At 70.1% G+C, this 25100-nt stretch carries 19 protein-coding genes and 1 pseudogene; 12 read left to right on the plus strand and 8 right to left on the minus strand.

Annotated elements, in window-relative coordinates:
• Positions 1–88 precede the first annotated feature (88 nt).
• The 3 genes and pseudogenes from AB0D31_RS23660 to AB0D31_RS23670 all read left to right on the plus strand — a co-directional run.
• A pseudogene (locus tag AB0D31_RS23660) lies at positions 89–309 on the plus strand (AraC family transcriptional regulator); the annotation flags it as partial.
• 203 nt (positions 310–512) lie between these two features.
• The gene (gene npdG / locus AB0D31_RS23665; RefSeq protein WP_362726451.1) at positions 513–1226 is read left to right on the plus strand and encodes an NADPH-dependent F420 reductase; all 714 of its coding nucleotides are present in this window, start codon (positions 513–515) and stop codon (positions 1224–1226) included.
• Positions 1227–1384: 158 nt separating this feature from the next.
• Positions 1385–1576 carry a hypothetical protein gene (locus AB0D31_RS23670; protein WP_362726454.1) on the plus strand — a complete coding sequence of 64 codons (192 nt, stop codon included), beginning with the start codon at positions 1385–1387 and terminating at the stop codon, positions 1574–1576.
• Here AB0D31_RS23670 and AB0D31_RS23675 read toward each other — a convergent pair.
• Positions 1560–2363, minus strand: coding sequence for a site-2 protease family protein (locus AB0D31_RS23675; protein WP_362726457.1), 804 nt, complete (start codon positions 2361–2363; stop codon positions 1560–1562). The two genes, AB0D31_RS23670 and AB0D31_RS23675, sit on opposite strands and share 17 nt — an antisense overlap.
• A 139-nt stretch (positions 2364–2502) precedes the next feature.
• Here AB0D31_RS23675 and AB0D31_RS23680 point away from each other — a divergent pair, with 139 nt between their 5' ends.
• Entirely contained in the window at positions 2503–5904 is a 3402-nt protein-coding gene (locus tag AB0D31_RS23680; protein WP_362726460.1) for a BTAD domain-containing putative transcriptional regulator, read from the plus strand.
• 13 nt (positions 5905–5917) lie between these two features.
• Here the strand turns inward: AB0D31_RS23680 and AB0D31_RS23685 are convergent, their stop codons facing one another.
• From AB0D31_RS23685 to panB, 3 genes are all read right to left on the minus strand, one after another.
• Positions 5918–6778, minus strand: coding sequence for an ABC transporter permease (locus tag AB0D31_RS23685; RefSeq protein WP_362726463.1), 861 nt, complete (start codon positions 6776–6778; stop codon positions 5918–5920).
• Positions 6775–7800, minus strand: a complete 1026-nt coding sequence (locus AB0D31_RS23690; protein WP_362726466.1) for an ATP-binding cassette domain-containing protein — start codon at positions 7798–7800, stop codon at positions 6775–6777. Before AB0D31_RS23690 ends, AB0D31_RS23685 begins: the two co-directional genes overlap by 4 nt.
• A 161-nt stretch (positions 7801–7961) precedes the next feature.
• On the minus strand, positions 7962–8840 hold the full coding sequence (panB, locus tag AB0D31_RS23695) for a 3-methyl-2-oxobutanoate hydroxymethyltransferase (RefSeq protein WP_362726469.1): 879 nt from the start codon (positions 8838–8840) through the stop codon (positions 7962–7964).
• A gap of 208 nt (positions 8841–9048) precedes the next feature.
• Between panB and AB0D31_RS23700 the strand changes: the two genes are divergently transcribed.
• From AB0D31_RS23700 to AB0D31_RS23725, 6 genes are all read left to right on the plus strand, one after another.
• Positions 9049–10656 carry an MFS transporter gene (locus AB0D31_RS23700; protein WP_362726472.1) on the plus strand — a complete coding sequence of 536 codons (1608 nt, stop codon included), beginning with the start codon at positions 9049–9051 and terminating at the stop codon, positions 10654–10656.
• Positions 10657–10717: 61 nt separating this feature from the next.
• Complete coding sequence (locus AB0D31_RS23705; RefSeq protein ID WP_362726542.1) at positions 10718–11329, plus strand: TetR/AcrR family transcriptional regulator; 612 nt, start codon at positions 10718–10720, stop codon at positions 11327–11329.
• 183 nt (positions 11330–11512) lie between these two features.
• Positions 11513–12535 (plus strand): endonuclease/exonuclease/phosphatase family protein, encoded by a 1023-nt coding sequence (locus AB0D31_RS23710; RefSeq protein WP_362726544.1) that lies wholly within the window; start codon positions 11513–11515, stop codon positions 12533–12535.
• A 120-nt stretch (positions 12536–12655) separates the two neighbouring features.
• The gene (locus tag AB0D31_RS23715; protein WP_362726475.1) at positions 12656–14089 is read left to right on the plus strand and encodes an APC family permease; all 1434 of its coding nucleotides are present in this window, start codon (positions 12656–12658) and stop codon (positions 14087–14089) included.
• A 181-nt stretch (positions 14090–14270) separates the two neighbouring features.
• Positions 14271–14954 (plus strand): DUF998 domain-containing protein, encoded by a 684-nt coding sequence (locus AB0D31_RS23720; RefSeq protein WP_362726478.1) that lies wholly within the window; start codon positions 14271–14273, stop codon positions 14952–14954.
• Between the two features lie 82 nt (positions 14955–15036).
• On the plus strand, positions 15037–15879 hold the full coding sequence (locus AB0D31_RS23725) for an alpha/beta hydrolase (RefSeq protein WP_362726547.1): 843 nt from the start codon (positions 15037–15039) through the stop codon (positions 15877–15879).
• A gap of 281 nt (positions 15880–16160) precedes the next feature.
• Here AB0D31_RS23725 and AB0D31_RS23730 read toward each other — a convergent pair whose 3' ends face one another.
• Positions 16161–18080 (minus strand): S53 family peptidase, encoded by a 1920-nt coding sequence (locus tag AB0D31_RS23730; protein ID WP_362726481.1) that lies wholly within the window; start codon positions 18078–18080, stop codon positions 16161–16163.
• A gap of 544 nt (positions 18081–18624) precedes the next feature.
• On the opposite strand from AB0D31_RS23730, the gene AB0D31_RS23735 reads away from it, so the two are divergent.
• Positions 18625–19986: a glutamine synthetase family protein gene (locus AB0D31_RS23735; RefSeq protein WP_362726483.1), complete on the plus strand. Its 1362-nt coding sequence runs from the start codon at positions 18625–18627 to the stop codon at positions 19984–19986.
• 282 nt (positions 19987–20268) lie between these two features.
• Here the strand turns inward: AB0D31_RS23735 and AB0D31_RS23740 are convergent, their stop codons facing one another.
• Both AB0D31_RS23740 and AB0D31_RS23745 read right to left on the minus strand, forming a co-directional pair.
• On the minus strand, positions 20269–22206 hold the full coding sequence (locus AB0D31_RS23740) for a tetratricopeptide repeat protein (RefSeq protein ID WP_362726485.1): 1938 nt from the start codon (positions 22204–22206) through the stop codon (positions 20269–20271).
• Between the two features lie 227 nt (positions 22207–22433).
• Positions 22434–22895 carry a hypothetical protein gene (locus AB0D31_RS23745; RefSeq protein WP_362726488.1) on the minus strand — a complete coding sequence of 154 codons (462 nt, stop codon included), beginning with the start codon at positions 22893–22895 and terminating at the stop codon, positions 22434–22436.
• 267 nt (positions 22896–23162) lie between these two features.
• Between AB0D31_RS23745 and AB0D31_RS23750 the strand changes: the two genes are divergently transcribed.
• Complete coding sequence (locus AB0D31_RS23750) at positions 23163–23267, plus strand: glutamine synthetase (protein WP_362726491.1); 105 nt, start codon at positions 23163–23165, stop codon at positions 23265–23267.
• 534 nt (positions 23268–23801) lie between these two features.
• Here the strand turns inward: AB0D31_RS23750 and AB0D31_RS23755 are convergent.
• On the minus strand, positions 23802–25088 hold the full coding sequence (locus AB0D31_RS23755) for a cysteine desulfurase (protein ID WP_362726494.1): 1287 nt from the start codon (positions 25086–25088) through the stop codon (positions 23802–23804).
• Positions 25089–25100 lie beyond the last annotated feature (12 nt).

The following is a 25100-nucleotide window of genomic DNA, read 5'->3' on the forward strand; positions in this document are numbered from 1 at the left end:
ACCGGAACGCCGCTTCGCCGTCCCAACGAGGAGTGTCGCCGAATGGTCCACTCCGTGACCGGATCGTTCCGGTGGCGGCCTCGATCGTGACCTCCAGGACGCGTTCGCCGCCCGCCACCCCCCGGGCGACCGTCCTGCGGGACGTGCTGTTTTTTCACCTCCGACGGCCGGGTAGTGACCGCGGCGGGCATCGCCGGCGGAATCGACCTGGCCCTGCACTTGCTCGCCACCCGACACGGACCGGGTCTCGCCGCCAAGGCCGCCCGAGACATGGTCGTCCACGCCCGGCGCAACGGGCACGAACCTCAGGACTGAGGCCGCCGTATCCCGGGAAACGTCAACCTCGGCGGTGCGCCAACCTCAAAGATGCGCCAACCTCGGCGGTGCGCCAACCTCAAAGATGCGCCAACCTCGGCGGTGCGCCAACCTCAACGATGCGCCCACCTCGGCGATAAGCCGCTCCCGGCGATACGCCGAAGGACCCCTCGCCTACGGGCGAGTAGGGTCGGCCCATGACTTCCACTGACAACGCCGGCGACCGCGCGAAGCCCGCCGTGAAGGACCCCTGGGAGCTGCCGGACGTGTCCGGTCTCGTCGTCGGTGTGCTCGGCGGCACCGGTGACCAGGGCCGGGGCCTGGCCTATCGGCTCGCGAGGGCCGGCCAGAAGGTGATCATCGGCTCGCGGGCCGCCGAACGCGCGCGGGCCGCGGCCGATGAGCTCGGGCTCGGCGTCGAGGGCGCCGACAACGCGGAGTGCGCGCGGCGCAGCGACATCGTCATCGTGGCGGTGCCGTGGGAGGGCCACGGCAAGACCCTGGAGTCCCTGCGCGAGGAACTCGCGGGCAAGCTCGTCGTCGACTGCGTCAATCCGCTCGGCTTCGACAAGCAGGGCGCGTACGCGCTGAAGCCCGATGAGGGCAGCGCCGCCCAGCAGGCCGCCGCCCTGTTGCCGGACTCGCGGGTGACCGCGGCCTTCCACCACCTCTCGGCGGTGCTGCTCCAGGACGCCTCGGTCGAGGAGATCGACACCGATGTGATGGTGCTCGGCGAGGCCCGCGCCGACACCGACCTCGTGCAGGCGCTCGCCGCCCGCATCCCCGGCATGCGCGGCGTCTTCGCGGGGCGGCTGCGCAATGCCCACCAGGTCGAGTCGCTCGTCGCCAACCTGATCTCGGTCAACCGCCGCTACAAGGCGCACGCGGGGCTGCGCGTCACCGACGTCTGAACACCCCGCGCCCGGAGTGCCGGACGCCGGGGACGATGGGGGACACTGGACGGGCGGGCGCCGAGCGCGCCCGCCCTTCCGGTGTGACCCACCCCATACCCGCCGCACCGGAACCCGCAGTGCCGAACGGCAGCCGTACCCGACAGGAGCCGACCCCCATGCCCCGCCTCGCTCTGTACGCCCTCGTCGTCTGTGTCCTCGCCGTCGCCGCGGCCGTGGTCTCCTTCGCCCAGGGCAGCTGGCTCGGAATCGTCTGGGTGCTGCTGGTCGGACTGTCGTCCAACATGTGCTGGTACTACCTGCGGCGGGCCCGCGCCGAGTCCACCGCCGGCGCTAGCCCTGCGGAGTGAGCGAGAGGCTCGGCAGGTCGCCCCAGAACTGGTAGAGGTCGCGCCCGGTCGCCGCGGCCAGGTCGGAGACGCCGAGACCGTCCAGGATCGTGTAGATCAGCTGGAAGAACTCCTGGTTGATCTGGGGGATCCACAACAGCCCGAACACCGCGAGCAGCCCGAACGGCGCGAACGGCTCGACCTGGCGGCGCGCCGCGTGCGACAGCCACGGCTCGATGATCCCGTAGCCGTCGAGGCCGGGCACCGGCAGGAAGTTCAGGAGGGCCGCCGACACCTGGAGCAGCGCGAGGAACGCCAGCGCGGCGCGGAAGTCGGCGGGCACCCCGTCAAGGGCGTCCAGCCAGAACGGGGCGGTGCACACGACCGCGAACAGTACGTTGGTGAGCGGGCCCGCGGCCGAGATCAGGCTGTGCCGCCAACGGCCCCTGATGCGCCCGCGCTCGATGAAGACCGCGCCGCCGGGCAAACCGATCCCGCCCATGATCACGAAGATGACGGGCAGCACGATCGAGAGCAGCGCGTGGGTGTACTTCAGCGGGTTGAGCGTGAGGTAGCCCTTGGCGCCGACCGTGATGTCACCGCCGTGCAGCGCCGTACGGGCGTGCGCGTACTCGTGCAGACAGAGCGACACGACCCACGCCGACGTCACGAACAGGAAGACGGCCAGGCCCCGCGAGGACGCGTAACTCGTCCACACCGCCCACCCCGAGACGGCCATGACGGCGACGATCCCGAGGAAGACCGGACTGATCCGCCGGTCGTGGTGGCGGGAGGGTGCGGTGGCCATGCGGTGGGCTCCAGTGCTGGTGGGACGGGAGGACGGGACGCGCCCGACCGTACAGGGGACGGGTGGCGAACGTCACCGGAACCCCGTCGAGTTCCCGGCCGGTGGCCCCGGTCCTCGTCGCGTCGATGAGAATGGGGGCGTGCGCTACCGGATTCTCGGCAACACCCAGGCCCAACACCCCGACGGCAGCCCCGTCGCGCTCGGCGGTGCGCGGCTGCGCGCCCTCCTGACGGTGCTCGCGCTGCGGCCGGGCCGGGCCACCCCCGCGGGTGTACTCATCGGCGAGGTGTGGGGCGACGAGCCGCCCGCCGACGCGCCCGGCGCGCTCCAGGCGCTGATCGGCCGGCTGCGCAGGGGCCTCGGCCACGAGGCGGTCTTCTCCGCCGAGAGCGGGGGGTACGGGCTGGCCGCCGAGCCCGACGACATCGACCTGCACCGCTTCGAGCGGCTCACCGCCGACGGCGCCCGCGCCCTGGAGGACGGCGACGCCGCGAAGGCCGCCACGCTGCTCGACGACGCGCTCGCGCTGTGGGGCGGTCCCGCCCTGGCCGATCTGCCCGACCCCGGCGCCCTCGCGGCCCGCGCCGAGACCCGCAGGCTCGACGCACGCCGGCTGCGGCTCGCCGCCGCGCTCGCACTCGGCCGCGCCGACGAGACGCTCGCCGAACTCGCCGCGCTGTGCGGCACCCACCCCCTGGACGAGCCGCTCAACGCCCTGCGCATCCGGGCGCTGCGTTCGGCGGGCCGCCCCGCGGAGGCGCTCGCCGCGTACGAGAGTGTGCGCGCCACGCTCGCCGACGAGCTCGGCGCCGACCCCGGGCCCGAACTGCGCGCCATCCACGCCGAGTTGCTCAACCCGGTCGCCGAGCCGCCGCCGCCCGCGCCCGCCCCGGTCCGCGGCAATCTGCGGGCCCGCCTCACGTCGTTCGTGGGCCGCGGGGCCGAACTCGCCGACATTCGCGGCGACTTGGCTTCCGCCCGGCTGGTGACGCTGCTCGGACCCGGTGGCGCCGGCAAGACCCGGCTCTCGCAGGAGGCCGCCGAGGGGACGGTGGAGTGCTGGCCGGACGGGGTGTGGCTGGCCGAACTCGCGCCGCTCGACGACCCGGCCGGGGTGCCCGCCGCCGTGCTCACCGCCGTCGGCGCCCGTACGACGGTGCTGCACTCGGCGGGCGCCGAGGAGCTCAGGTCCGCCGACCGGGGTGACCCGATGGTGCGGCTCGCCGAACACTGCGGGCCGCGCCGCATGCTGCTGCTTCTGGACAACTGCGAGCACGTGATCGGCGTCGCCGCCGAACTCGCCGAGTACCTCCTGGCCCGCTGCCCGCACCTGGTGGTCCTCGCCACCAGCCGTGAACCGCTGGGCGTACCGGGGGAGTTGGTGCGTCCCGTCGAACCGCTGGCCGCGCCCTACGCGCTGCGGCTGCTCGCCGAACGGGGTGCTGCGGCCCGGCCAGGCTTCCGCGTCGAGGACGACCCCGAAGCCGCAGCGGAAATCTGCCGACGCCTCGACGGCCTTCCCCTCGCCATCGAACTGGCCGCCGCACGGCTCCGGATGTTGACGCCCCGTCAAATCGCGGACCGGCTCGACGACCGCTTCCGGCTGCTCACCAGCGGCAGCCGCACCGTGCTGCCCCGCCAGCAGACCCTGCGGGCCGTCGTCGACTGGTCCTGGGAGCTCCTGGAGGCCACCGAGCGCGCCGTGCTGGGCCGGCTCGCCGTCTTCGCGGGCGGCTGCGACCTGGAGGCGGCCGAGGCGGTGTGCGCGGACGACCCGGCTCCCGCGGGAGCCGGTCTCAGGAGCGGCGCACGCGCGGGCGCCGCTCCCGAGACCGGCACATCCACAGGCGCGGGCGCCGCTCCGGAAGGCGGCACATCCGCACGCGCGGCCGTAGTGGACTCCCACGACGTGCCCGAGGTGCTCGGCTCGCTCGTCGACAAGTCGCTCGTCGTGGCCGCACCCGACGACGCCGGCCAGATGCGCTACCGGCTCCTCGAAACCGTCGCCGAGTACGCGGGGGAGCGCCTCGACGACGCCGGGGGCCGTGCGGGCGCCGAGCGGCGCCACCTCACCTACTACCGCGAGCTGGCCCGCCGCACCGACCGCGAGCTGCGCGGCCCCGGGCAGCGCGGGGCGATCGACCTGATGGAGCGCGAGTACGAGAACCTGCGCACCGCGCTGCGCCGCTCCGTCGTCCTGCGCGACGAACAGGAGGCGCTCTGCCTCGTGCACGCCATGCTCTGGTACTGGCAGATGCGCGATCTGCGCGCCGAGTCGCGGCACTGGGCGCACGAGGCGGCGAGCCTCGGCCCCGACCCGTTCGCATCGCCCGTGACCCCCGCGCCACCGGTGTACGCGCGCTGCACGGACGCCCCGCCGCCCATGGCGCCCGACGTCCTGGAAGAGGCCCGGCGCGGCGTGCAGCTGGTCCAACTTGCCTCCATGGACCACGGTATGGACGTGTGGACCTCCCCGGAGGCCTTGGAGCGCATCCGGTCGATCGCCATCGCCTACCGGCCCGGTCTGCCCCAGACCTGCCGCATGCCCGGCTCACTCTGGTTCTTTCCCGTGGTGCTCACCGGCGACCAGCAGCTGCTGCAGACGGTCCTCGACGAGACCGTGCGGGCCTGCGAGGAGCTCGGATACGAGTGGGAGCTGGCCGCCGCCCACCAGATGCGCGCCAACGTCCTCGCCAACCGCACCGCCTGGTCGGGCGACGCGGCGGGTGATGCCGACGCGAGCCTCGCGATGTTCCAGCGCCTTGGCGACGCCTGGGGCGCGGCCGAGGCGTTGGCCGCCCGGGGTGAGGCGCGCGAGAAACGCGGCGAATTCGCCCTGGCCGCCGAGGACTTCGCGGCGGCACTTCAGTACGCCGAGCAGCTGAGCGCGCACGCCCAGGTGACTCTGCTCCGGGCGCGGCTGGCGGGGGTGCTCCTGGAGACGGGGGAGGAGGAGCGGGGCGAGACGATGCTGCGCGAGATCCTCGCCGACGGCCGCCGCTCGGGCGTCGAGGCCCGGCTGGCGGCGCGGCTCGTCCTGTGTGTGTGGCTGGGCCGCACCCGCCGCTTCGACGAGGCGCTTGAACAGATCGAGGCGATGCTGCGGGACTTCACCTCGGCCACGCTCATGCTGTTCGAGGGGTTCGTGCTCGGGGTCCGGGCCTGGATCGGCAACGAGCAGGGCCGGTTCGACGACGGGCTGACCGACGCACTGGCCGCGCTCGACCGGGCCGGCGAACCGCTTGCCCGGATGGTGGCGCCGGAAATGGTCTCCATTCAACTGCTCAGCGCCGCCTGGGCGTTGGCAGGATTCGGCGGCACCGCCAACGGCATGGACGCGGCGCGGCTCATCGGGGCGCACGACGCCCTGCTCCCGGACGGCCACTTCTCCTCGCCCGTCGAGGGCGAGCAGCGTGTCTCCGCCGAACGGGCCACCCGCGCCGTGCTCGACGACGCCGCGTACGAGGCCGCGTACGCCGAAGGCGGCGGCCTCTCCGCAGAGGAGGCCACCGCCCTGGCGCGACGCGATCGCGAGAAGTGACGCCGAGTCAGTGTCAGGTGCGCTGGCGGAACTTGGCGACTGCCAGCGGAGCCATCACCAAAGTGATCCCCGCCGACCAGGCAAGCGTCATCAGGGCGGAGTGGGCGACCGGGCCGCCGATCATCAGACCGCGGGCCGCGTCCGCCAGATTGGACAGCGGGTTGTAGTCGGTGAAGGACTGCAACCAGCCCGGCATCGTGGTCGGCTTGGCGAAGATGGACGAGCCGAACTGCAGCGGCATCAGCACGAGCATGGCCACTCCCTGGACGGCCTGGGCCGTCTTCATGGTGAGTCCGAGCAGGATGAAGATCCACATGAGGGAGGCGCCGAAGGTCAGCGACAGGCCGACCGCGGCGAGCAGGCCCCATACCGAGGTGTTGATGGTGAGCCCCAGGATGAAGCCCATGATCAGCAGAATGGTGGTGGCGACCAACATGCGGCCGACCTCGACCGTCATCTTGGCGATGAGGACGGACGACCGGGCGATGGGCATCGTCCGGAAACGGTCCATCACGCCCTTCTTGAAGTCGTCGTTGACGCCGGAGCCGACCGCCATCGCGATGTTGAGGCCCATCATCGCCATCAGGCCGGGCACCAGGTAGTTGACGTAGGCACCCTGGTTGCCGTCGCCGAACATCGCGCCGCCGAAGACGTACACGAACAGCAGGATGAAGATGACCGGCATCAGCACGGCGTCGAACATCGACTCCGGATCGGCCTTGATCTGGAGCATGTTGCGGCGCGCCAGGGCGCCGATGTGACGCAGATTGGCGCGCAGCCCGATCCGTACGTCGTCGGAGCCGGCGGCCGGCCGGGAGGCCGGAGGGGTCTGCTGGGCGGGCGCGTCGGCGGTGGCAGTGGTGGTGGTGCTCATGCCGCGACCTCCTCGGTCTCGTGGGCGGCTTCCTGGGAATCGGCGGTCTTCTGGCCGGTGAGTGCCAGGAACACCTCGTCCAGGGAGGGAAGGTGGGTGCCTATGTGGGCGATGCCGTAGCCCCGCGCCCCCAACAGGCCGACGACTGCGGTCAGTTGCTCGTCGCTGAGGATCGGCACGTTGAGCACGCTCTCGTCGGGCACGACCTGGGTGCCGGAGACGCCGTCGAGGCCCGCTTCGGTGACGGCTCGCGCCATCGCGCCCAGCTGCTCCGGGTCGGTGGGCCGGATCTGCAGGGTGCGGCCGCCGACGCGCGCCTTCAACTCGTCGACCTCGCCGTTGGCGATGACCTTGCCGCGGTCGATGACGGTGAGCTCGCTCGCCAGCTGCTCGGCCTCCTCCATGTACTGCGTGGTGAGCAGCACGGTGGCGCCCTCGGCGACCATGCGGCGCACCTCGTCCCACACCTCGTTGCGGGTGCGCGGGTCGAGCCCGGTCGTCGGCTCGTCCAGGTAGAGCACGGCCGGCCGGCCGATCATGGAGGCGGCCAGGTCGAGCCGGCGCCGCATGCCTCCGGAGTACGTCATCGCGGGCCGCTTGGCGGCCTCCGTGAGCGAGAAGCGCTCCAGGAGCGCGTCCGCGCGGGAACGGGACTCCTGGCGCGACAGATCGAGCAGCCGCCCGATCATGTACAGGTTCTCGCGGCCGGACAGCTTCTCGTCGACCGAGGCGTACTGCCCGGTCAGGCCGATGGTGCGGCGCAGCTGGCGGGGCTGCTTCACCACGTCGTACCCGGCCACGACGGCGGTACCGGCGTCGGGCACGAGCAGGGTGGACAGGCAGCGTACGAGGGTGGTCTTGCCGGCGCCGTTCGGTCCGAGGACACCGAGCACGGTGCCCTCGCGGACGTCCAGGTCGACGCCGTCCAGCGCCTTGGTGGAGCCGAAGTGCTTCACCATCCCCCGTACGGAGACGGCGATGCCGGCGCCGCCGCTGGTGGGGTTCTTGTCGATTCGCGTCATGGACACCAAGGTGCCAGGTGCCACCGACAGCCCGCCGACATCCGGCCGACAGACGACGGACAGCCCGCCGATGGGGGAAGTCGGCGGACTGTCGTCGTGACCGCAGTGGCTGGTGGCCGCCGTGGCCTGCGGGGCCGGTGCGGCTGGTGGAACCGGTGGGGCTAGTGGAAGGTGTGCTCCTCGGCGGGGAACGACCCGCCGACGACCTCTCCGGCGAAGGCCTTCGCCGCGTCCCCGAGGCTCTGGCGCAGGTTCGTGTACTGCTTGGTGAAGCGCGGCGTCCTGCCGGGGGTGAGGCCCACCATGTCGGTGTAGACCAGCACCTGCGCGTCGCACTCGACGCCCGCGCCGATGCCCACCGTCGGGATGTGCAGGATGCGGGTCACCTCGGCGGCGAGCTCCGCGGGGACCAGTTCGAGGACGAGCGCGAAGGCGCCCGCGTCCTGGACCGCCTTGGCGTCGCGCAGCAGCTGGTGCGCAGCCTCGTCGCCGCGGCCCTGCACCCGGTAGCCCAGGGTGTTCACGGACTGCGGGGTGAGGCCGACATGGCCCATCACGGGGATGCCGGAGTCGACGAGCAGCCGGATCTGCTCGTGGCTGCGCTCACCGCCCTCCAGCTTGACCGCGCCGACCCCCGCGTCCTTGACCAGACGCATCGCGGAGCGCAGCGCCTGCACCGGGCCCTCCTGGTACGAGCCGAACGGCAGGTCGGCCACGACGAGGGCGCGCGAGGTGCCCCGTACGACGGCGGCGGAGAGCATGGCGATCTCGTCGAGGGTGACCGGGACGGTCGTCTCGTACCCGAGGTGACAGTTGCCCATCGAGTCACCCACGAGCAGGACCGGGATGCCGGCCTCGTCGAAGACGGACGCGGTCATCGCGTCGTAGGCGGTGAGCATGGGCCACTTCTCGCCGCGCGCCTTGGCGCCTGCGATGTCATGGACGGTGATGCGGCGGGTGCCCTTGCCTCCGTACAGCGCCTTGGGATCGCTGCTGTCGGAAGCCTTCTGGTTCTGGGCAGCCTGAACGTGTTGCGTCATCGCAACGGCTCCTGTTCGTCATCTCGAAGCGCCCTCACGGCGTCTCCGGACCACGTCCATGGTGGCATCCCGTGCCCCCTGCCGGGAAGTGGGTGGGCCACGCAGGCAATCCGGCCACCCGGCCGCACGGGTGTCCGAAAAGTAAAGACCTGCCTACGTCACCCGATACGAGACGGCACCGTATCGGAATTGATTTACGCTGGTGCACATGTCAACCACGCCTACCGCGTCCGGCGCCCCGGCCGCCCCCCGGATACCCGAAGCCGTCCACCGCCGACGCTGGGCGATCCTCGCCGTCCTGATGCTCAGCCTGCTGATCGTCGTCCTGGACAACTCCATCCTCAACGTCGCCGTCAAGACGATCGCGAGCCCCGCGCCGACCGGTCTCGGCGCCACCCAGAGCGAGCTGGAATGGGCGATCAACGCCTACACGCTCGTCTTCGCCGGACTGCTCTTCACCTCGGGCCTGCTCGGCGACCGCCTCGGCCGCAAGAAGATCCTGCTCTTCGGCATCACCGTCTTCGGCCTCGGCTCGGTCCTCGCCGCGTTCTCCGGCTCCCCCGACCAGCTCATCGTCTTCCGCGCCCTGATGGGCCTCGGCGGCGCCTTCGTGATGCCGGCCACCCTCGCCGTCCTCATGAACGTCTTCGAGCGCGAGGAGCAGCCCAAGGCGATCGGCATCTGGGCCGGCGGCGTGGGCCTCGCCATCGCGATCGGCCCGATCACCGGCGGCGTCCTGCTCCAGCACTTCTGGTGGGGCTCGGTCTTCCTGGTCAACGTGCCCGTCGTGATCATTGCCCTGATCGCCATGGTCGTGCTCGTACCGGACTCCAGGGACCCCAACCCCGGCAAGCTCGACCCGGTCGGCGTGCTGCTGTCCGTCATCGGCCTCGTCCTGCTGGTGTACGGCATCATCCACGGCGGCGAACTCGCCGACTTCACCGATCCGACCGTGCTCGCCACGATCCTCGGCGGCATCGCGGTCCTGGTCGCCTTCGTCTTCTACGAGAAGCGCTGCGACCACCCCGCCATCGACATCGGCTACTTCAAGAAGCCCGCCTTCTCGGCCGCCGTCGTCGCCATCGCGCTGACGTTCTTCGCGCTGATGGGCGTGACGTTCTTCTCGGTCTTCTACATGCAGAGCGTGCGCGGCTACAGCGCCCTCCAGTCCGGGCTGCTCATCCTGCCGCTCGCCGCCGCCCAGATGATCTTCGCGCCGCGGGCCCGGCTCGTCGTCGACCGGTTCGGCGCGCGGGCCGTCTGCACCGCAGGACTGATCCTGGTCGCCATCGGCCTCGCCGCCTTCGGCCTGTTCGACGCGAACACCCCGATCTGGCTCATGGAGGTCGTCTTCTTCCTCCAGGGCACCGGAATGGCCCACATCATGCCGCCCGTCACCGTCTCCATCATGCAGGCACTGCCGCGCGAGAAGGCCGGCTCGGGCTCCGCCGTCAACAACACCTTCCGCCAGGTCGGCGGCGCGCTCGGCGTGGCCGTGCTCGGCTCGCTGCTCTCCACCGTCTACCGCGGCGACATCGAGGGCCACCTCGGCGCCGTACCCGAAGGGGCGCGCAAGGCGGCCGGCGAATCCATCGAGGCGACCCTCGGCATCGCCGAGCGGATGGGCCCCGCGGGCAAGGCCCTCATCGGCCCCGCCGACGACGCCTTCATCCACGCCATGCACATCACCGCCCTCGCCTCCTCCGGAGTGGCCCTGCTCGGCGCGGTCGTCGTCGCCCTGTTCCTGCCGCCCAAGCCGCCCGCTGCCGGCTCCCCGACGGCGCAGGACCGTCCCACCGAGGCCGCCCGCCGGTAGCGCGAAGGACTTCGGGACAATCGGGGGGTCGGCAAGAAGAAGCGGAGCGGGCGTGACCCTGATGGACCATCAGCACAAGGACGGCGAACCACGGCGCGGGCGGCCCCGCTCCGAAGCCGTGGAGCGGCAGATCCTGGAAGCCGTGATCGTGCTGCTGGAGGAAGGCGTACCGCTCGCCGGCCTCTCCATCGAACGCATCGCCCGCACCGCCGGCGTCGGCAAGGCCACCATCTACCGGCGCTGGGCCGGCAAGGAGGAGCTGTACGTCGAGGTCGTCCAGTCCATGGAGTCGCCGAGCCCGCCGCTGCCCGGCGACTCCCTGCGGGGCGACCTCGTCGCCACCGTCGACAACGTACGGCTGCGCGGCGCGGCCAAACGCTCCTCCGCGCTGCTGCACAACGTCTTCGCCCAGATGCAGAGTTATCCCAAGCTCTGGTCCAAGTACCACAGCCTGGTCGTCGACCCCCGCCGCCGGGTCCTCGACGAGGTGCTGCGGCGCGGCATCGCGAACGGTGAGATCCGCGCCGACATCGACCTCGACCTGGTGGGTGACCTCCTGGTCGCACCGATGCTGGTGCGCACCCTGTGGCGGCCCGACGCCGAACTGCCCGGACCCGAGGTCGCCGAACGCATCGTCGACGCCGTCCTCGAAGGGCTGCGTCCGGTGCGCTGAATATGCGCGTTGTGTCACAGGGCCCCGTACACCGCCCCGACCTGGAACCCGGCACCGCGCCCATTCGTCCTGCTGGCAGTGGAGATGTCGTGCGAGGAGCGCGACGGCAAGCAGGGCCGCCCCGTTTTCGCCTAGGGTCGAACAGCGGGGAACGTGTGTGAGAACAGCAGTGAGGACAGCGGTATGGCGCGGGCGTACATGACGGAGACGGGCGACGGAAGCGCGGAGGACGAGCGCACCCGGTCCCGGTTCCAACGCCTGCTCGACGGCTGGCGCGGTGATCCCGGCATCTGGCGCCGAGGCATCGCGCTCACGGCCATCGCCGTCGTCATCACCCTCGTGATGATCCTGCACTCGCACATCCCCAACTCGGTCGGCAACCTCGGCTCGCTCTCCGAAACCTTCCTGCCGTGGCTCGGCGTGTTCCTGCCGGTCCTGCTGGGCTTCGCACTGTGGCGCCGCTCGGCGACCGCCCTGATCGCGCTGCTGCTCCCGACGATCGTGTGGTTCAACATGTTCGGCGGGCTGCTCACCGACAAGCAGAGCGCGGGCGGCAACCTGGTCGTGGCGACCCACAACGTCAACGCCGACAATCCCGACCCGGCCGGCACCGCCCGCCAGGTCGCCGCCTCGGGCGCGCAGGTCGTGGCCCTGGAGGAGATCCCGGGCGACAAGGTGGAGACGTACAAGAAGGCCCTCGCGGACCTTTACCCGTACCACTCGGTGCAGGGCACGGTCGGCCTGTGGTCCAAGTACGAGCTGAGCGACAGCCGCCCGGTCGACATCAAGATGGGCTGGACGCGAGCCCTGCGCTCCACCGTGAAGACCCCGACCGGCGACGTCGCGGTGTACGTGGCCCACATGCCGTCCGTACGGGTCAAGCTGAACGCGGGCTTCACCGCCAACCAGCGGGACAACAGCGCGAACGCGCTGGGCGACATGATCGCCGCGGAACCGCTGCAGAAGGTGGTCCTGCTCGGCGACCTCAACGGCACGATGAACGACCGCTCCCTGACCAACATCACCGCCCAGATGCGCTCCACCCAGGGCGCCGCGGGCGACGGCTACGGCTTCAGCTGGCCGGCCGCGTTCCCGATGGCCCGCATCGACCAGATCATGGTCAAGGGAATCCAGCCCAAGTCGTCCTGGACCCTGCCGAGGACCGGCAGCGACCACCTGCCGGTCGCGGCGCGCCTCCAGGTCTGAGACCCGGCCGGCTCCTCGGCGCGGGGCGCGGCCGGCGCCGAGGAGCCGGCCCTGTCGGACCCGGCCCTTGGTGCCCGCGGCCGACATGCGTGAGCCAGCCGCCGCGTCGATCATGAACCCATGACGACCACGGATGCCTCCGACGAAGAACTCGCCACGGACGAGGGGACCACACGGCGGTTCATCTCCTGGGTGACGCTCGGCCTGATGACGACGGCGTCCGTCGCGAGCCTGCGCCCGTCGCCCTCCATGGCCATCTACGGCCTGGCCGCGATCTTCCTCTACCTCCTGCCGGCCGTCGTCTTCCTGCTCCCGACCGCCCTGGTCGGCGCGGAGCTGGCCTCCGGCTGGACCGGCGGCATCTACCGCTGGGTGAGCGAGGCGCTCGGCAAACCGCTCGGATTCCTCGCCGTGTGGTGCCAGTTCGCCATGACGATCGCGTACTACCCGAGCCTGCTCGCCTACGTCGCCTCGACCTTCGCGTACGTCATCAACCCGCGCCTCGCCGAGAACGGGCTCTATGTCGCCGTCGTCATCGTCGTCATCTACTGGACCGGCGTGTGGATCTCCACCCGCGGCACCAGGACCGTCGCCGGGCTCAGCTCCCTCGGTCTCGTCATCGGCACGCTCATCCCCGGTGTCGTCCTCGTGATCCTCGGCTTCGTCTTCCTCGGCCAGGGCAACCCGTCGGCCGCGCCCATGAGCCCCTCGCACTGGCTGCCGCCGTGGACCGGGCTCGCCAGCCTCGTCCTGATCGTCAACAACTTCCTCTCGTACGCGGGCATGGAGATGAACGGCGTCCACGTCTCCTCGCTGCGCTCGCCCAAGCGCGAGTACCCGAGGTCGATGTTCCTGGCGACCGGTCTGGTCCTGCTGATCTTCATCCTCCCGGCCCTGGCCATCTCCTGGGTGATGCCGTCCAAGGAGCTGAGCCTCACGGCCGGCCTGATGCAGGCCTTCCAGGCGTTCTTCGACCACTTCCACATCGGCTGGATGACGAAGGTCGTCGGCGTGATGCTGGTGGCGGCCGCGCTCGGCGGCATGCTGACCTGGCTCGCGGGGCCGGCCAAGGGCCTGGTGCTGCTCTCGCGCCAGGAGGGGTATCTGCCGCCGTTCCTCCAGCGGTTGAACAAGTACGGCACCCCGCAGAACATCATGGTCGCGCAGGGCGTCATCACCACGCTGATCGGCATCCTGTACGCGTTCAGCGGCGACGTGTCGAGCGCGTACTGGATGTTCTCCGTCATCACGGTGCAGATCTATCTGATCGCTTATCTGCTGATGTTCGTGGCGGTGGTCCGGCTGCGCAGGACCCGGCCCGAGGTGGAGCGCGGCTTCACGGTGCCGGCCGTCGCATGGGTCGCGGGCATCGGGTTCGTGGCGTCGGTGGCGGCGCTGTGCATCGGGTTCGTGCCCCCGGACCAGTTCGGCGATCAGCCCCTGTGGCGCTACCTCCTGGTCGTCGGCGGCGGCCTCCTGGTGCTCGGCCTGCTCGCCCCGCTCGCCTTCCTGACGTTCCGCAAGCCGGGCTGGGTCCATCCGGACCACCGGTGACGGGGGCGTCCGGGCCGGCGGAGACGGGGCCGCCCGGGCCGGCGAGACGGGGCCGCCCGGGCCGGGGATGGCGGGGGCGTCCGGGCCTAGGGAGGCAGGGGCGGCGTCCGGGCCTCGGGAGGCAGGGGCGGCGTCCGGACCGCCAGTGACCGCACGGCACCCCGGTACGCTCGGTCCCACTATGTCCCGCAGCGGTGTGCGACCCCGGACCGTGTCCGTGCTGCTCGCGCTCGGCGCCCTCGCCTACACCGCCTGGGTCCTCGAACTCCTCGTCCAGACCGGCCTCGATCCGATCCGGGCGTACGTGAGCGAACTCGCCGCCGCCGACCAGCCGCTCGGCGGCCTCTTCCGCGCGACCGACCTGGCGGCCGGGCTGCTGGTGCTGGCCGCCGCGGTGTGCGCGCTCGCGCGCTGCGACCGGCGGCCCTGGTCCCTGGCCGGCTGGTCGGGCCTCGCGCTCTTCGGCGCCGCCACCGCACTCGACTCCCGGCTCCCGCTGAGCTGCGCGCCCACCGCCGACCCGGTGTGCCAGGCCCGCGAGACGGCCGGCCTGGTCCCCGCGACGCACACGGCGCACGCGGTGAGCAGCAGCCTCGCGATGACGGGCGCGCTGGTGGGCGTCGTCGCTCTGACCGTCGCGGCCCGCCGCTACCGATGGGGGCCGCCGCTGGCCACGCGCCTCGGACCGGCGCTCATGGGCCTCGAACTCCTCGCCACCGCCTGGACGTTGGCCTCCGTCGCCGCCTTCCAGGCCGGCCGCGGCACCTGGTCGCTCGGCGCGGGCCAGCGCCTCCAGGTGCTCCTCGTGGCGCTCTGGCTCGGGGTGCTCGCGTGGAGCGTGGCGCGTGAAGGGCGTACGAGGTGAGCGGGGTGAGCGGGATGAACGGGTGAGTCGTGGGATGGACAAGGTGGGCGGGATGAACGGGGTGGGTTCGGTGGCCGCCGGGATGTTCCTGCGGGTCGGCGGGGTGCCCCACCACGTCGTGGTCGAGGGCGCCGGGCCCGTGGTGGTGCTCAGCGCGGGGCTCGGCATGAGCTGGTTCGACTGGGACCCGGTGGTGCCGCTCCTCGCCCCGCACCACACGGTCGTACGGTTCGACCGCCCCGGGCACGGGCTCTCCGGACCGGCGCTCGTGCCGCCGAGCGCGGCGGGGGAGGCGCACCGGATCGCCGGGATCCTCGACGCGCTGGGGGCCGCCGGGCCCGCCACGGTGGTGGGGCACTCCATCGCGGGGTTCCACGCGGAGGCCTTCGCGCGCCTGTACCCGGCCCGTGCGGCGGGGCTGGTCCTGGTCGACTCCAGCGTCGAGGAGCACGCGCGCCCTCCGGCCGCCGCCGGTCTCCGGCTCGCCCTCGCACGGGCGCTCGGCTCGGCCCTGTGCGCGGCGGGGGCGCCGGCCGCGCTCGGCCCCGCGGCGCGCCGGGCCACCGTGCGGATGTCCCGTACGGGGGGCGGGGACCCGGCGCAGCGGGAGCTGGTACGGGGGTGCTATCGCACGTCCAGGGTGCTGCGGGGGATGGTCCTCGAGAATGCGCGCTATCACGCGGTGGCGGCGGAACTCCTGTGCCTGCGCAGGGAGTTCGCGCTTTCCGCGGGGCGGCGCGTCGTGCTGGCGGGCGGTGCGGGCGGGGCGCGCTGGGTGGCCCGGCAGCAGGGGCTCGCCGGGGCGCTGGGGGCGGCGTTCCTCCTCGCGGAGGGGGCGGGGCACCTGGTGATGCTGGACGCGCCGGCCCGGACCGCCGAGGCGATCTCCCCCACCCCGCCCCTCCCCGAAACCCGCCGGGGGTAATGCCCCCTGGGGCTCCGCGCTCGTCCTCAATCGCCGGACGGGCTGAAGATGCGCATGCCCCCGGCACGGAGTAGTTGGGGGCGCGGGGAACTGCGCGAGAAGCGACCACGGTCCGCAGGCGAAGTGGGGACCAGCCCGCCGGGCCGAGGATGCGCGTGCCGCCCGGCACGGAGGGCGCGGGGAACTGCGCGGGCGGCCGGGGTGGCCGGGGGGAAACGACCCCGCCCCCGGTCGCGGCGAGTGCGCGACCGGGGGCGGGGCGGGTGACCGGGGGTACCGGGTCAGCGGCGGAACGGGTTGGCGTACGAGGCAACGTAGCCGGGGGCGGGCGAGCCCACGCCCGTCACGTCGTCGTAGCCGCGCGTCGCGACCAGCGAGCTGTCCTTGCCGAGCGTACGCACCGAGGTCAGCAGACCACCGGACGCGTCGACGCCGTTGGCGAAGTCGACCCGGGCGACCGCGAGGTCACGGCTCGCACCCAGCGGGTGGTCCGTCACGTCGTGGTAGAGCCGCGAGTCGAAGCGCTCGTAGATCGACGGGTTGGCGAACCCGATCGGGGAGCGCTTGGCCTGCTGGGCCAGCGCCTGGATGCCCGCGGTGACCGGAGCGGCCAGCGAGGTGCCGCCGATGCGGTACTCGTCGTACTTCACCGACCCGTCGGGCCACGACTGCGTCTGGCCCACCAGGAACCCGGTGTTGGGGTCGGCCACGGCCGCGATGTCCGGAACCGTACGCATCCGGGTCGCGCCGTTCGCCTTCGCCAGCGCGTCCGGCACGATGCCGTGCTGGTAGTACGGCTGCTTCACGGTGGAGCTGGTGCCGCCGCCCGCGCCGCTGGTGTAGGCGCCCGGGAAGTTCACCCAGCTCTTGCCGTCGGCGGAGAGCGAGGCCTTCTCGGTGCCCCAGCCGGTCTCGAACTGGTACTTGTCGTTCTTGCCGACCGCCAGCGAGGTACCGCCGACCGCCGTCACCCACGCCGAGTTGGCCGGGGTGTCGACCTGCTTCTTGCCGGTGTTGGCGACCTCGTCGCCGTTGTCACCGGAGGAGAAGTAGAAGCCGATGCCCTCGATCGCGCCGAGCTTGAACGTCTGGTCGTACGCCGCCGCGGAGTCCGGGGTCTCGTTGGCCTCGATGTCGCCCCACGAGTTGGAGACGATGTCGGCCAGGTGCCGGTCGACGACCTTGTTGAGGGCGTCGAGCAGATCCGGGTCGTTGCAGGACGCGCCACCCACGTAGACGATGTTGGCGTCCGGGGCGACCGCGTGCACGGCCTCGACGTCGAGGGACTCCTCGCCGTACCAACCGGACGCGCCACACGCCTCCGTGCTGTTGTAGTCCGCCGGCAGGACCTCGCTGTACTGGCCCGTCTTGTACGGCTTGTCGCCGTTGCGCTTGGCGTACGTCTCGGCGTCCGACGCCATGGTCGGCGAGGCGTACGCGTCGGTGATGGCCACCGTCACGCCCTTGCCGGTGTACTTGCCGGCGCCGTACGCCGCCCGCAGCTGCTCACCGGTGTAACCGTGCACGGCGTACGGGATCTTCGTGCCGTACGCGTCCGGCAGCGTCTTGGCGATGTTGGAGCCGTAGTACGACGAGAACGGTCCCGCGTTGCGGAAGCCGGCACCCGGGCCCGGAAGGGTGTCCTGGTGCGACGCCTGGTGCGGGGCGTTGTCCAGGCCGGTCACCGTCAGAACGGCGCCCCGGAGCGCGTTCGGCGCGGAGGCGTTCTTGGACGGGGCGTGGTAAGTACGGCCCGACTTACGGTAGTTGTGCAGCTGCGTGGCGAATGCCTTCTGCGCCGCGGCCGCGTCACCGGTCACCGAGATGTAGTGCTGGTTGGAGCCCGTGATGGTCAGTCCGGACGACTTCAGCCACGTGGTGACCGCGTCGATCTGCTCCTGGGTCGCGCCGAAACGCTGCTGCGCCTGAGCGGCGCTGAGGTACTTGCCGTACGACGCCGACTGCGGGTCGGACACGGCCGCGGCGTACGCGTCGAGGCCCTTGGTGTCCCGCCCGGCGAGGTAGACCCGTGCGTTGAGCTTGGTGGCCGTGGCCGTGGCGCCCTGGTCGGCGGAGCCGGTGGCCCAGACGGGCTGGGTGCCCGCGAGGGCCGCCCGTCCGCTCGGGACCGGGTCGGCCGCCTGGGCGGACGGTATGCCGAGGGCGAGCGCGCCGGCGAGCAGTGGCAGTGTCGCTGCCATGCTCACACCTGCGCGCCGCCTGGCGCGGCTGGTTCTCATGTAACCCCCTGCGTGAGGTCTTCGCCTGCTGTACATGCACTGTCGGATGCGTGCATGTAATGCGTCACTCTTGTCAGGAACGGTTCATGCGGGGGGCATGTGATCACCAAGAAACGCCAAAGAGCGTTTGTGGATGGTCAGTTGGATGATGCTGCGCCATCCCGTTTCTTCAGCATTTGTGCCATCAGATCGATTGCGGAGCGCCGACAGCCTTGAGGGCGCTCGTCCGCGATGGCCGGACGGGCTGACTGGGCCGGTGCGGGCCCGCACCGACTAGGCCAGGGGGGCGGGGGCTGCGCAACCAGCCACACACCCGCCGCGCCGCACGGCCCTGGCATCCGTATGCGGGAACGACGCGCGGGCACACGCGGGGAGGGGACGTGCCGTAGGTCATACCGGGTGCGTAATGTGGAGGTAATCCCGCGCCTCGATACTGAGGATTCCCCCGCCGCCCCCGGTTTCGGGGCAACGGTGCACAGGCCGTCTGAACTGCAAGGATGTGGCTATGGACAAGCAGCAGGAGTTCGTGCTCCGAACCCTGGAGGAGCGCGACATCCGGTTCGTGCGCCTGTGGTTCACCGATGTGCTGGGCTTCCTGAAGTCGGTGGCGGTCGCCCCGGCCGAGCTGGAGCAGGCCTTCGACGAGGGGATCGGCTTCGACGGCTCGGCCATCGAGGGCTTCGCCCGGGTCTACGAGTCCGACATGATCGCCCGGCCCGACCCGTCCACCTTCCAGATCCTGCCGTGGCGCGCGGAGGCCCCGGGCACCGCCCGGATGTTCTGCGACATCCGGATGCCCGACGGCTCGCCCTCCTTCGCCGACCCCCGCTTCGTCCTCAAGCGCATCCTCGCCAAGACCTCCGACCTCGGGTTCACCTTCTACACCCACCCCGAGATCGAGTTCTTCCTGCTCAAGGACAAGCCGCTCGACGGCACCCGCCCGGTCCCGGCCGACAACTCGGGCTACTTCGACCACACCCCGCAGAACGTCGGCATGGACTTCCGCCGCCAGGCGATCACCATGCTCGAATCCATGGGCATCTCGGTCGAGTTCAGCCACCACGAGGGCGCGCCCGGCCAGCAGGAGATCGACCTGCGGTACGCCGACGCGCTCTCCACGGCGGACAACATCATGACGTTCCGCCTGGTCATGAAGCAGGTCGCGCTGGAACAGGGCGTCCAGGCCACGTTCATGCCGAAGCCGTTCTCGGAGTACCCCGGCTCGGGCATGCACACCCACCTCTCCCTCTTCGAGGGCGACCGCAACGCGTTCTACGAGTCGGGCGCGGAGTACCAGCTCTCCAAGGTGGGCCGCTCCTTCATCGCGGGCCTCCTCAAGCACGCCGCCGAGATCGCCGCGGTCACCAACCAGTGGGTCAACTCCTACAAGCGGATCTGGGGCGGCTCGGAGCGCACCGCGGGCGCCGGCGGCGAAGCGCCCTCGTACATCTGCTGGGGCCACAACAACCGCTCGGCCCTCATCCGTGTCCCCATGTACAAGCCCGGCAAGACCGGCTCGGCCCGCGTCGAGGTCCGCTCCCTCGACTCCGGCTGCAACCCCTACCTCGCCTACGCGCTGCTCCTCGCGGCCGGCCTCAAGGGCATCGAGGAGAACTACGAACTCCCCGAGGGCGCCGACGACGACGTATGGGCCCTCACCGACGCCGAACGCCGCGCCATGGGCATCGAGCCCCTCCCGCAGAACCTCGGCGAGGCCATCGCCCTGATGGAGCGCAGCGAACTGGTCGCGGAGACTCTGGGCGAGCACGTCTTCGACTTCTTCCTGCGCAACAAGAAGCAGGAGTGGGAGGAGTACCGCAGCGAGGTCACCGCGTTCGAGCTGCGCAAGAACCTGCCGGTGCTGTAACAGCAGGTCAGCAGCGGTACCCCAGCACCACAACCTTCCGGGCCGACGGCACTCAGCCCCCCGCCGGCCCGGACCCGTACCACCCCTCCTGGGCCGTCTGTGGGCCGTCAGCCGACGGATCGGCGGCCCTGTAGACCTCATCCACGGCCCGCAGCGTGCGCTTGTGGCTGCGGGTTGCTTCGCCGACCAGTACAAACGAAGGAGACAGCCTTACGGGGAGCCGACCAGCCGCGGTGGCACACTTGCTACCTTCGACCCGATTCAACCCACTCGCTAGGCGCGTTAATTAGGCGGCTCGGTTTCCGCCAGCATTTCATCCAGCTTCCGGCGCGAGTTCTGGGTTCTGGGATGATTTACGCCTAGAAGCCGCTCGCGTCTGGCGACGATATTGCGCATTTCGGAGATTGCACGACGTGAGTCGCCGGCTTCGTGGCGGAACTCGGCGAGATTGTGCTGCGTGAGAAGGACGTCAGGATGATCCGGCCCAAGCGTTCTGAGCTCAACCTTTAAAATATCTTCTAAGGCCGCTACCGCAGCTGCGGGGTCCCCGGCGTCACCCTTCAGCGTGGCTATATGGTGCCTGATTATGCAAACCAATTCACTTTCGGAACCGAACTGGGTCGGGAGCTCGGCGAGGATACCTTCAAGCACTGAAATGCCAGCCATGCTGTCACCGGACCTGGCATTCCAGTAGGCCACCTGACAACGGGCGTCGATCACGCGGAGGTGCTGTTGATCGTGATCCACTAGAAGTGATTTGAGGATGTACTCGAAAGTTGAGGCAGCTTCAACAAAATATCCGCCCAGGCCGGCAAGCATCGCCAGATCCCCAAGGACGAGAAGAGTGTCCGGGTCAAGGGGCCCCTTGGTTTTTCGTAGCGCCTCGTAGGCTTCCAGCAAAGTGTCCGCGGCGTTGTCCATGTCACAGTTTCTTGCATGCCACCACCCTATCTGCATGATACATTTGAGAGTGTCTGGATGGTCAACACCCAGAATTCTTATCGCCGAATCTCTGAGTGCAGTCCATTGCGTAATAGCCCGTGAAAACATCCCGGCTTCGCCGTAACTGTCTGCCCCACGGAAAAGTGCATGGTGGGCGTCGAGGTGCCAAAGGGTATCGTAGAAGTCGCGAGACAGTTTATCGACGCTGTCACGGAGCATCTGGTGAGCCGCCCGATCGTTGCTAAGATCGGGCCACGTCTCCAGTAAGCAGTATGATGCAAAGTATGCAAGCTCTCCGCGGTGAGTTTCATCTACATAATCCCGCGTGATGCGCTGAATCAGCGGATGAATGCGCACAATCTGATGGAAACTCTCAGGGTTATGAGTGACAAGGCTCAACCGATGCAAAGTGCGCAGGGCGGAAGTGATATCGTCGTCGGAAATTGACGAAGCGATGTCACGCACGGGAGTTTCTTCATCTCCCAGCACGTGCTTGATGACCGCGAGGTAGATACGAGCGCCTTCGCCAACCAGGAGCGCCAGCGGAAATCCGTTGGGCTCGAACATTGCCGCTAGCTCCAGTAAAGACCTGGCGAGTCCGACAGGACGTAGCGTATCAGCGTGGGCAATGGACAGGTCCCAAACAGCCGCCAGGGTCTCCCGGTGATCGTCCGGCAATCCGCCGTTTTCAGGGACAAGATCCGCCAAGACCCGCCGCTGGTCCCTGAGGGCAGCTCTATAGCGCGAAATGCCCCACCCCTGATCTACGATATATGCGGCCGCCTGCGCCATTGCCAGTGGCAGGTAGCCAAGATCGGCGGCGAGGCCCGCGATATCCCCGCCCGAATAACTGCGGCAATGGGAAGTGAATTTTGCAGCTAGATATGACATGGCTTCTTCGGCGGAGAACGTGTCGACGTCGACAAGGGCGCGACCTTGACCATGCAGGGATGCGTCCCGGCGTCGTGTGGTCACGATCACTTGGCAATTTTCTCGACAGGGTGGCCAAAGCCCTCGGATGTCCGATGGATCGGCGAGGTCATCAAGGATCACCATGCATTGGCGCTCGGTGGCCTGAAGCCACGCTAGGAAAATACGTGAATCCTCGACCGGGGTATCTCCCGAGCGACTGCAAATATCCCGGGCCGCTTGAGCATAGGAAAGCTCGATAGCCTCTCTGCTGGTTGCGCTGACCCAGATGAGTAGGTCGAACTTTCCCGTACTCCACGCCTGTCGTGCACAGTGTGCGGCGAGTTGAGTCTTCCCTACGCCGCCCATCCCTGCAAAGATCCGGGTAGGCTGCGGAACCGAGAGTGAAAGATTCGAGCGCTCCAAAAAACAATGCGCCTCGGGAGGCAGAATGCCGATTTGATGCGGCCAGATCCTACTGGCTGGCCTGTTCGAGTTGGTGTGGAGGTTTACGACCTTTCCGATTGCCAGCCCGCCCGACGATGCGAGGATCGACGTTTCTTCGGGAAGTAGTGGGCTTCCAGCGCCGGGCTCAGTCAGCCTCTCTCCGAACCCGGCTGCAGAGGGTTTTCAATGTGGATATCTCCAGTGAGGAGGACTCCCGCGACCGAGCCATGGGTGGCTCTAACGGATACGTCTCCGCTGATACTCAGGTGGTCCGAGGGCGAACCGGACTGGCGCATCCCTTCGATTACCTCTCGCAGCTGGACTACAGCTAGCTGCTGCTGCTCAGCCGCCAGGCTGTTGAGCAGATCCTCGAAGCGCACCTGCCAGTAAACTGCTTGACGAGCTCTTACCTGTGCGAGTTCACTGGACGGGTTGGCGTGCTCCAGGGCGGTGAGGGTGAGATCGAGAGACTCCGAGGTCCGCTGCTCCTGCTCGCGACCAAATAGATGACTCACCCGATCCCTAATGCCTGTCCAGGCGTCGGTCCCCGCCGCCTGCACCAATGCGCCAGCACCCGCCGCCGCAATTGCTGCCAGTTCTTCAGCCAACATGCGCGCCCCTCACCCTCGGTAGGTACCCATTCAAGCGCGGCTGCCCCGAAAAATGTGGGGCTTCCGCACAACGGGTTCCAGGGCCTTAGGAGGCCGCCGGCGGAGCACGGCAGACGAGCTCAAGCCGGCCGCAGCTGACTCTCGTTGGCCCGGCCCCAGGCCGTCTGTGGGCTGTCGGAGGTGGCTGAGGGGGCCCGCAACGGCCATGGACCGCCTTCCCGCCGACAGCCTGGAGGTCAGCAAGGGGTGACGCATGCCGGGGGAGTCGTGCCCAAGTTCCTCAGGAACAACAGGAACAAGAAGCAGGAGTGGGAGGAGCACCGCAGCGAGGTCACCGCGTTCGAGCTGCGGAAGAACCTGCCGGTGCTGTAGGCGCACCCCCTGGCGTGCGGCACACGGACGACGCGCTCGTCTCGCGCAGTGAAGTGGCGCCGCACGGGGGTACCCGCGGGCCATGGGGAGACGGCGCGGGGTGCGGCGTGCGTTGGCCGGCTGGTGGGCTCGGCGTCGGGTGCGGCCGGCCGTGGTGGTCCTCGTGAACCTCGCCGTCTACGCGGCAGGCGCCCTGTGCCGGCATTTCCTCCTGGACCATGGGTGGGGGGATTCGATCACGTATGCCCTCTGCTTCGGCGTGTGCCAGACCGCCGTCCAGGGGTGGTGCGTGCGCCGACAGCGGCGACGGCAACGAGCCGGGCAAGGCGGCGAGTGAGGCTGAGCTGTGGGGTCGCTCTGCAAGGGAGTTGGTGCGGGACGCGGGGGTAGCGGGGCCCGGGGGTAGCGGGGCCAGGGGCCCCGTGCTCCGTTCTCTGCGCGCGGCTCGGCCGACGTGCCGCGGCCCGGGCGAAGGCCGAAGTGCCAGTGCCGTGGGTCGGGCGATGCGCCGCGGCTCGGGCGACGTACTGCCGCTCAGGCGAAGTACTTCTGGGCCGCCCGTACCCCGTCCGCCAGGGCGTGGACCTCCGCCTCCGTGGTGTAGAGGTAGAAGCTCGCCCGCGTGGTCGCCGCAAGACCGTAGCGGCGGGCCAGGGGGCGGGCGCAGTGGTGCCCGGTGCGGACGGCCACGCCCAGGTCGTCCAGGACCTGGCCCACGTCGTGGGGGTGGATGTCCTCGACCGTGAACGACACCGCCGAGCCGCGGTCGGTCAGGTCCGCGGGGCCGATGATCCGTACGCCCGGTATCTCGCCGAGCAGGCCGAGGGCGAGGGCGGTCAGCCGGTCCTCGTGGGCCGCCACGGCCGGCATGCCGAGCGCCTCCAGATAGTCCACCGCCGCCGCGAGGCCCACCGCCTGCGCGGTCATCGGGACGCCCGCCTCGAAGCGCTGCGGCGGCGGCAGGAACGTCGAGCGCTCCATCTCCACCACCTCGATCATCGAGCCGCCCGTCAGGAACGGGGGCAGGGTCTCCAGCAGGGCGGTGCGGCCCCACAGGACGCCGACGCCGCTCGGGCCGAGCATCTTGTGGCCCGAGAAGGCGAGGAAGTCGGCGCCCAACTCCCCTACGGCCACCGGGCGATGGGGCACCGACTGGGCACCGTCGACCACGACGTGGGCGCCCACTGCGTGGGCCCGGTCGGCGATCGCGCGTACCGGGTTGAGGGTGCCGAGCACGTTCGACTGGTGGGTCAGGGCGACGACCTTCGTCGAGTCGTCGATCAGCTCGTCGAGGTGGGTCAGGTCGAGCCGCCCGTCGTCGGTCAGGCCGAACCAGGCGAGCCGCGCACCGGTCCGCTCGGCGAGCTGCTGCCACGGCACCAGGTTCGCGTGATGCTCCATCTCCGTCACCACGATCTTGTCGCCCGGCCCGACCAGGCCCGCGCCGCCGAGGGCGTACGCCACCAAGTTGATGCCCTCGGTGGTGTTCTTGGTGAAGACGATCTCGTTCTCGGCGGCGCCGATGAACGCGGCGATCGTGCGGCGCGCTCCCTCGTACGCGTCGGTGGCCTCCACTGAGAGCTGGTGGGCGCCGCGGTGCACGGCCGCGTTGTGGTTCAGGTAGAAGTCCCGTTCCGCGTCCAGGACTTGGAGCGGCTTCTGGGTGGTGGCGCCCGAGTCCAGATAGACCAGGCGTGCCCCGCTGTCGAGCGTGCGGCCCAGGATCGGGAAGTCCGCCCGCACCCGCTCCACGTCGAACCCCGTCCCCTGGCCGAACCCGTCCCCTGGCTCCCGGCCCTGCCCCGCCGTGTCCGTACGCATGATCAAGCCCAC

It is taken from the genome of Streptomyces sp. NPDC048361 (assembly GCF_040651795.1).
Classification (GTDB): Bacteria; Actinomycetota; Actinomycetes; order Streptomycetales; family Streptomycetaceae; genus Streptomyces.

Excerpts from the sequence above, each read along its gene's own strand:
- npdG (WP_362726451.1), top strand. The coding sequence starts at position 513 with ATGACTTCCACTGACAACGCCGGCGACCGCGCGAAGCCCGCCGTGAAG.
- AB0D31_RS23670 (WP_362726454.1), top strand. The coding sequence starts at position 1,385 with ATGCCCCGCCTCGCTCTGTACGCCCTCGTCGTCTGTGTCCTCGCCGTC.
- AB0D31_RS23675 (WP_362726457.1), bottom strand. The coding sequence starts at position 2,363 with ATGGCCACCGCACCCTCCCGCCACCACGACCGGCGGATCAGTCCGGTC.
- AB0D31_RS23685 (WP_362726463.1), bottom strand. The coding sequence starts at position 6,778 with ATGAGCACCACCACCACTGCCACCGCCGACGCGCCCGCCCAGCAGACC.
- AB0D31_RS23690 (WP_362726466.1), bottom strand. The coding sequence starts at position 7,800 with ATGACGCGAATCGACAAGAACCCCACCAGCGGCGGCGCCGGCATCGCC.
- panB (WP_362726469.1), bottom strand. The coding sequence starts at position 8,840 with ATGACGCAACACGTTCAGGCTGCCCAGAACCAGAAGGCTTCCGACAGC.
- AB0D31_RS23700 (WP_362726472.1), top strand. The coding sequence starts at position 9,049 with ATGTCAACCACGCCTACCGCGTCCGGCGCCCCGGCCGCCCCCCGGATA.
- AB0D31_RS23705 (WP_362726542.1), top strand. The coding sequence starts at position 10,718 with ATGGACCATCAGCACAAGGACGGCGAACCACGGCGCGGGCGGCCCCGC.
- AB0D31_RS23710 (WP_362726544.1), top strand. The coding sequence starts at position 11,513 with ATGGCGCGGGCGTACATGACGGAGACGGGCGACGGAAGCGCGGAGGAC.
- AB0D31_RS23715 (WP_362726475.1), top strand. The coding sequence starts at position 12,656 with ATGACGACCACGGATGCCTCCGACGAAGAACTCGCCACGGACGAGGGG.
- AB0D31_RS23720 (WP_362726478.1), top strand. The coding sequence starts at position 14,271 with ATGTCCCGCAGCGGTGTGCGACCCCGGACCGTGTCCGTGCTGCTCGCG.
- AB0D31_RS23725 (WP_362726547.1), top strand. The coding sequence starts at position 15,037 with ATGTTCCTGCGGGTCGGCGGGGTGCCCCACCACGTCGTGGTCGAGGGC.
- AB0D31_RS23730 (WP_362726481.1), bottom strand. The coding sequence starts at position 18,080 with ATGGCAGCGACACTGCCACTGCTCGCCGGCGCGCTCGCCCTCGGCATA.
- AB0D31_RS23735 (WP_362726483.1), top strand. The coding sequence starts at position 18,625 with ATGGACAAGCAGCAGGAGTTCGTGCTCCGAACCCTGGAGGAGCGCGAC.
- AB0D31_RS23740 (WP_362726485.1), bottom strand. The coding sequence starts at position 22,206 with ATGGGCGGCGTAGGGAAGACTCAACTCGCCGCACACTGTGCACGACAG.
- AB0D31_RS23745 (WP_362726488.1), bottom strand. The coding sequence starts at position 22,895 with ATGTTGGCTGAAGAACTGGCAGCAATTGCGGCGGCGGGTGCTGGCGCA.
- AB0D31_RS23755 (WP_362726494.1), bottom strand. The coding sequence starts at position 25,088 with ATGCGTACGGACACGGCGGGGCAGGGCCGGGAGCCAGGGGACGGGTTC.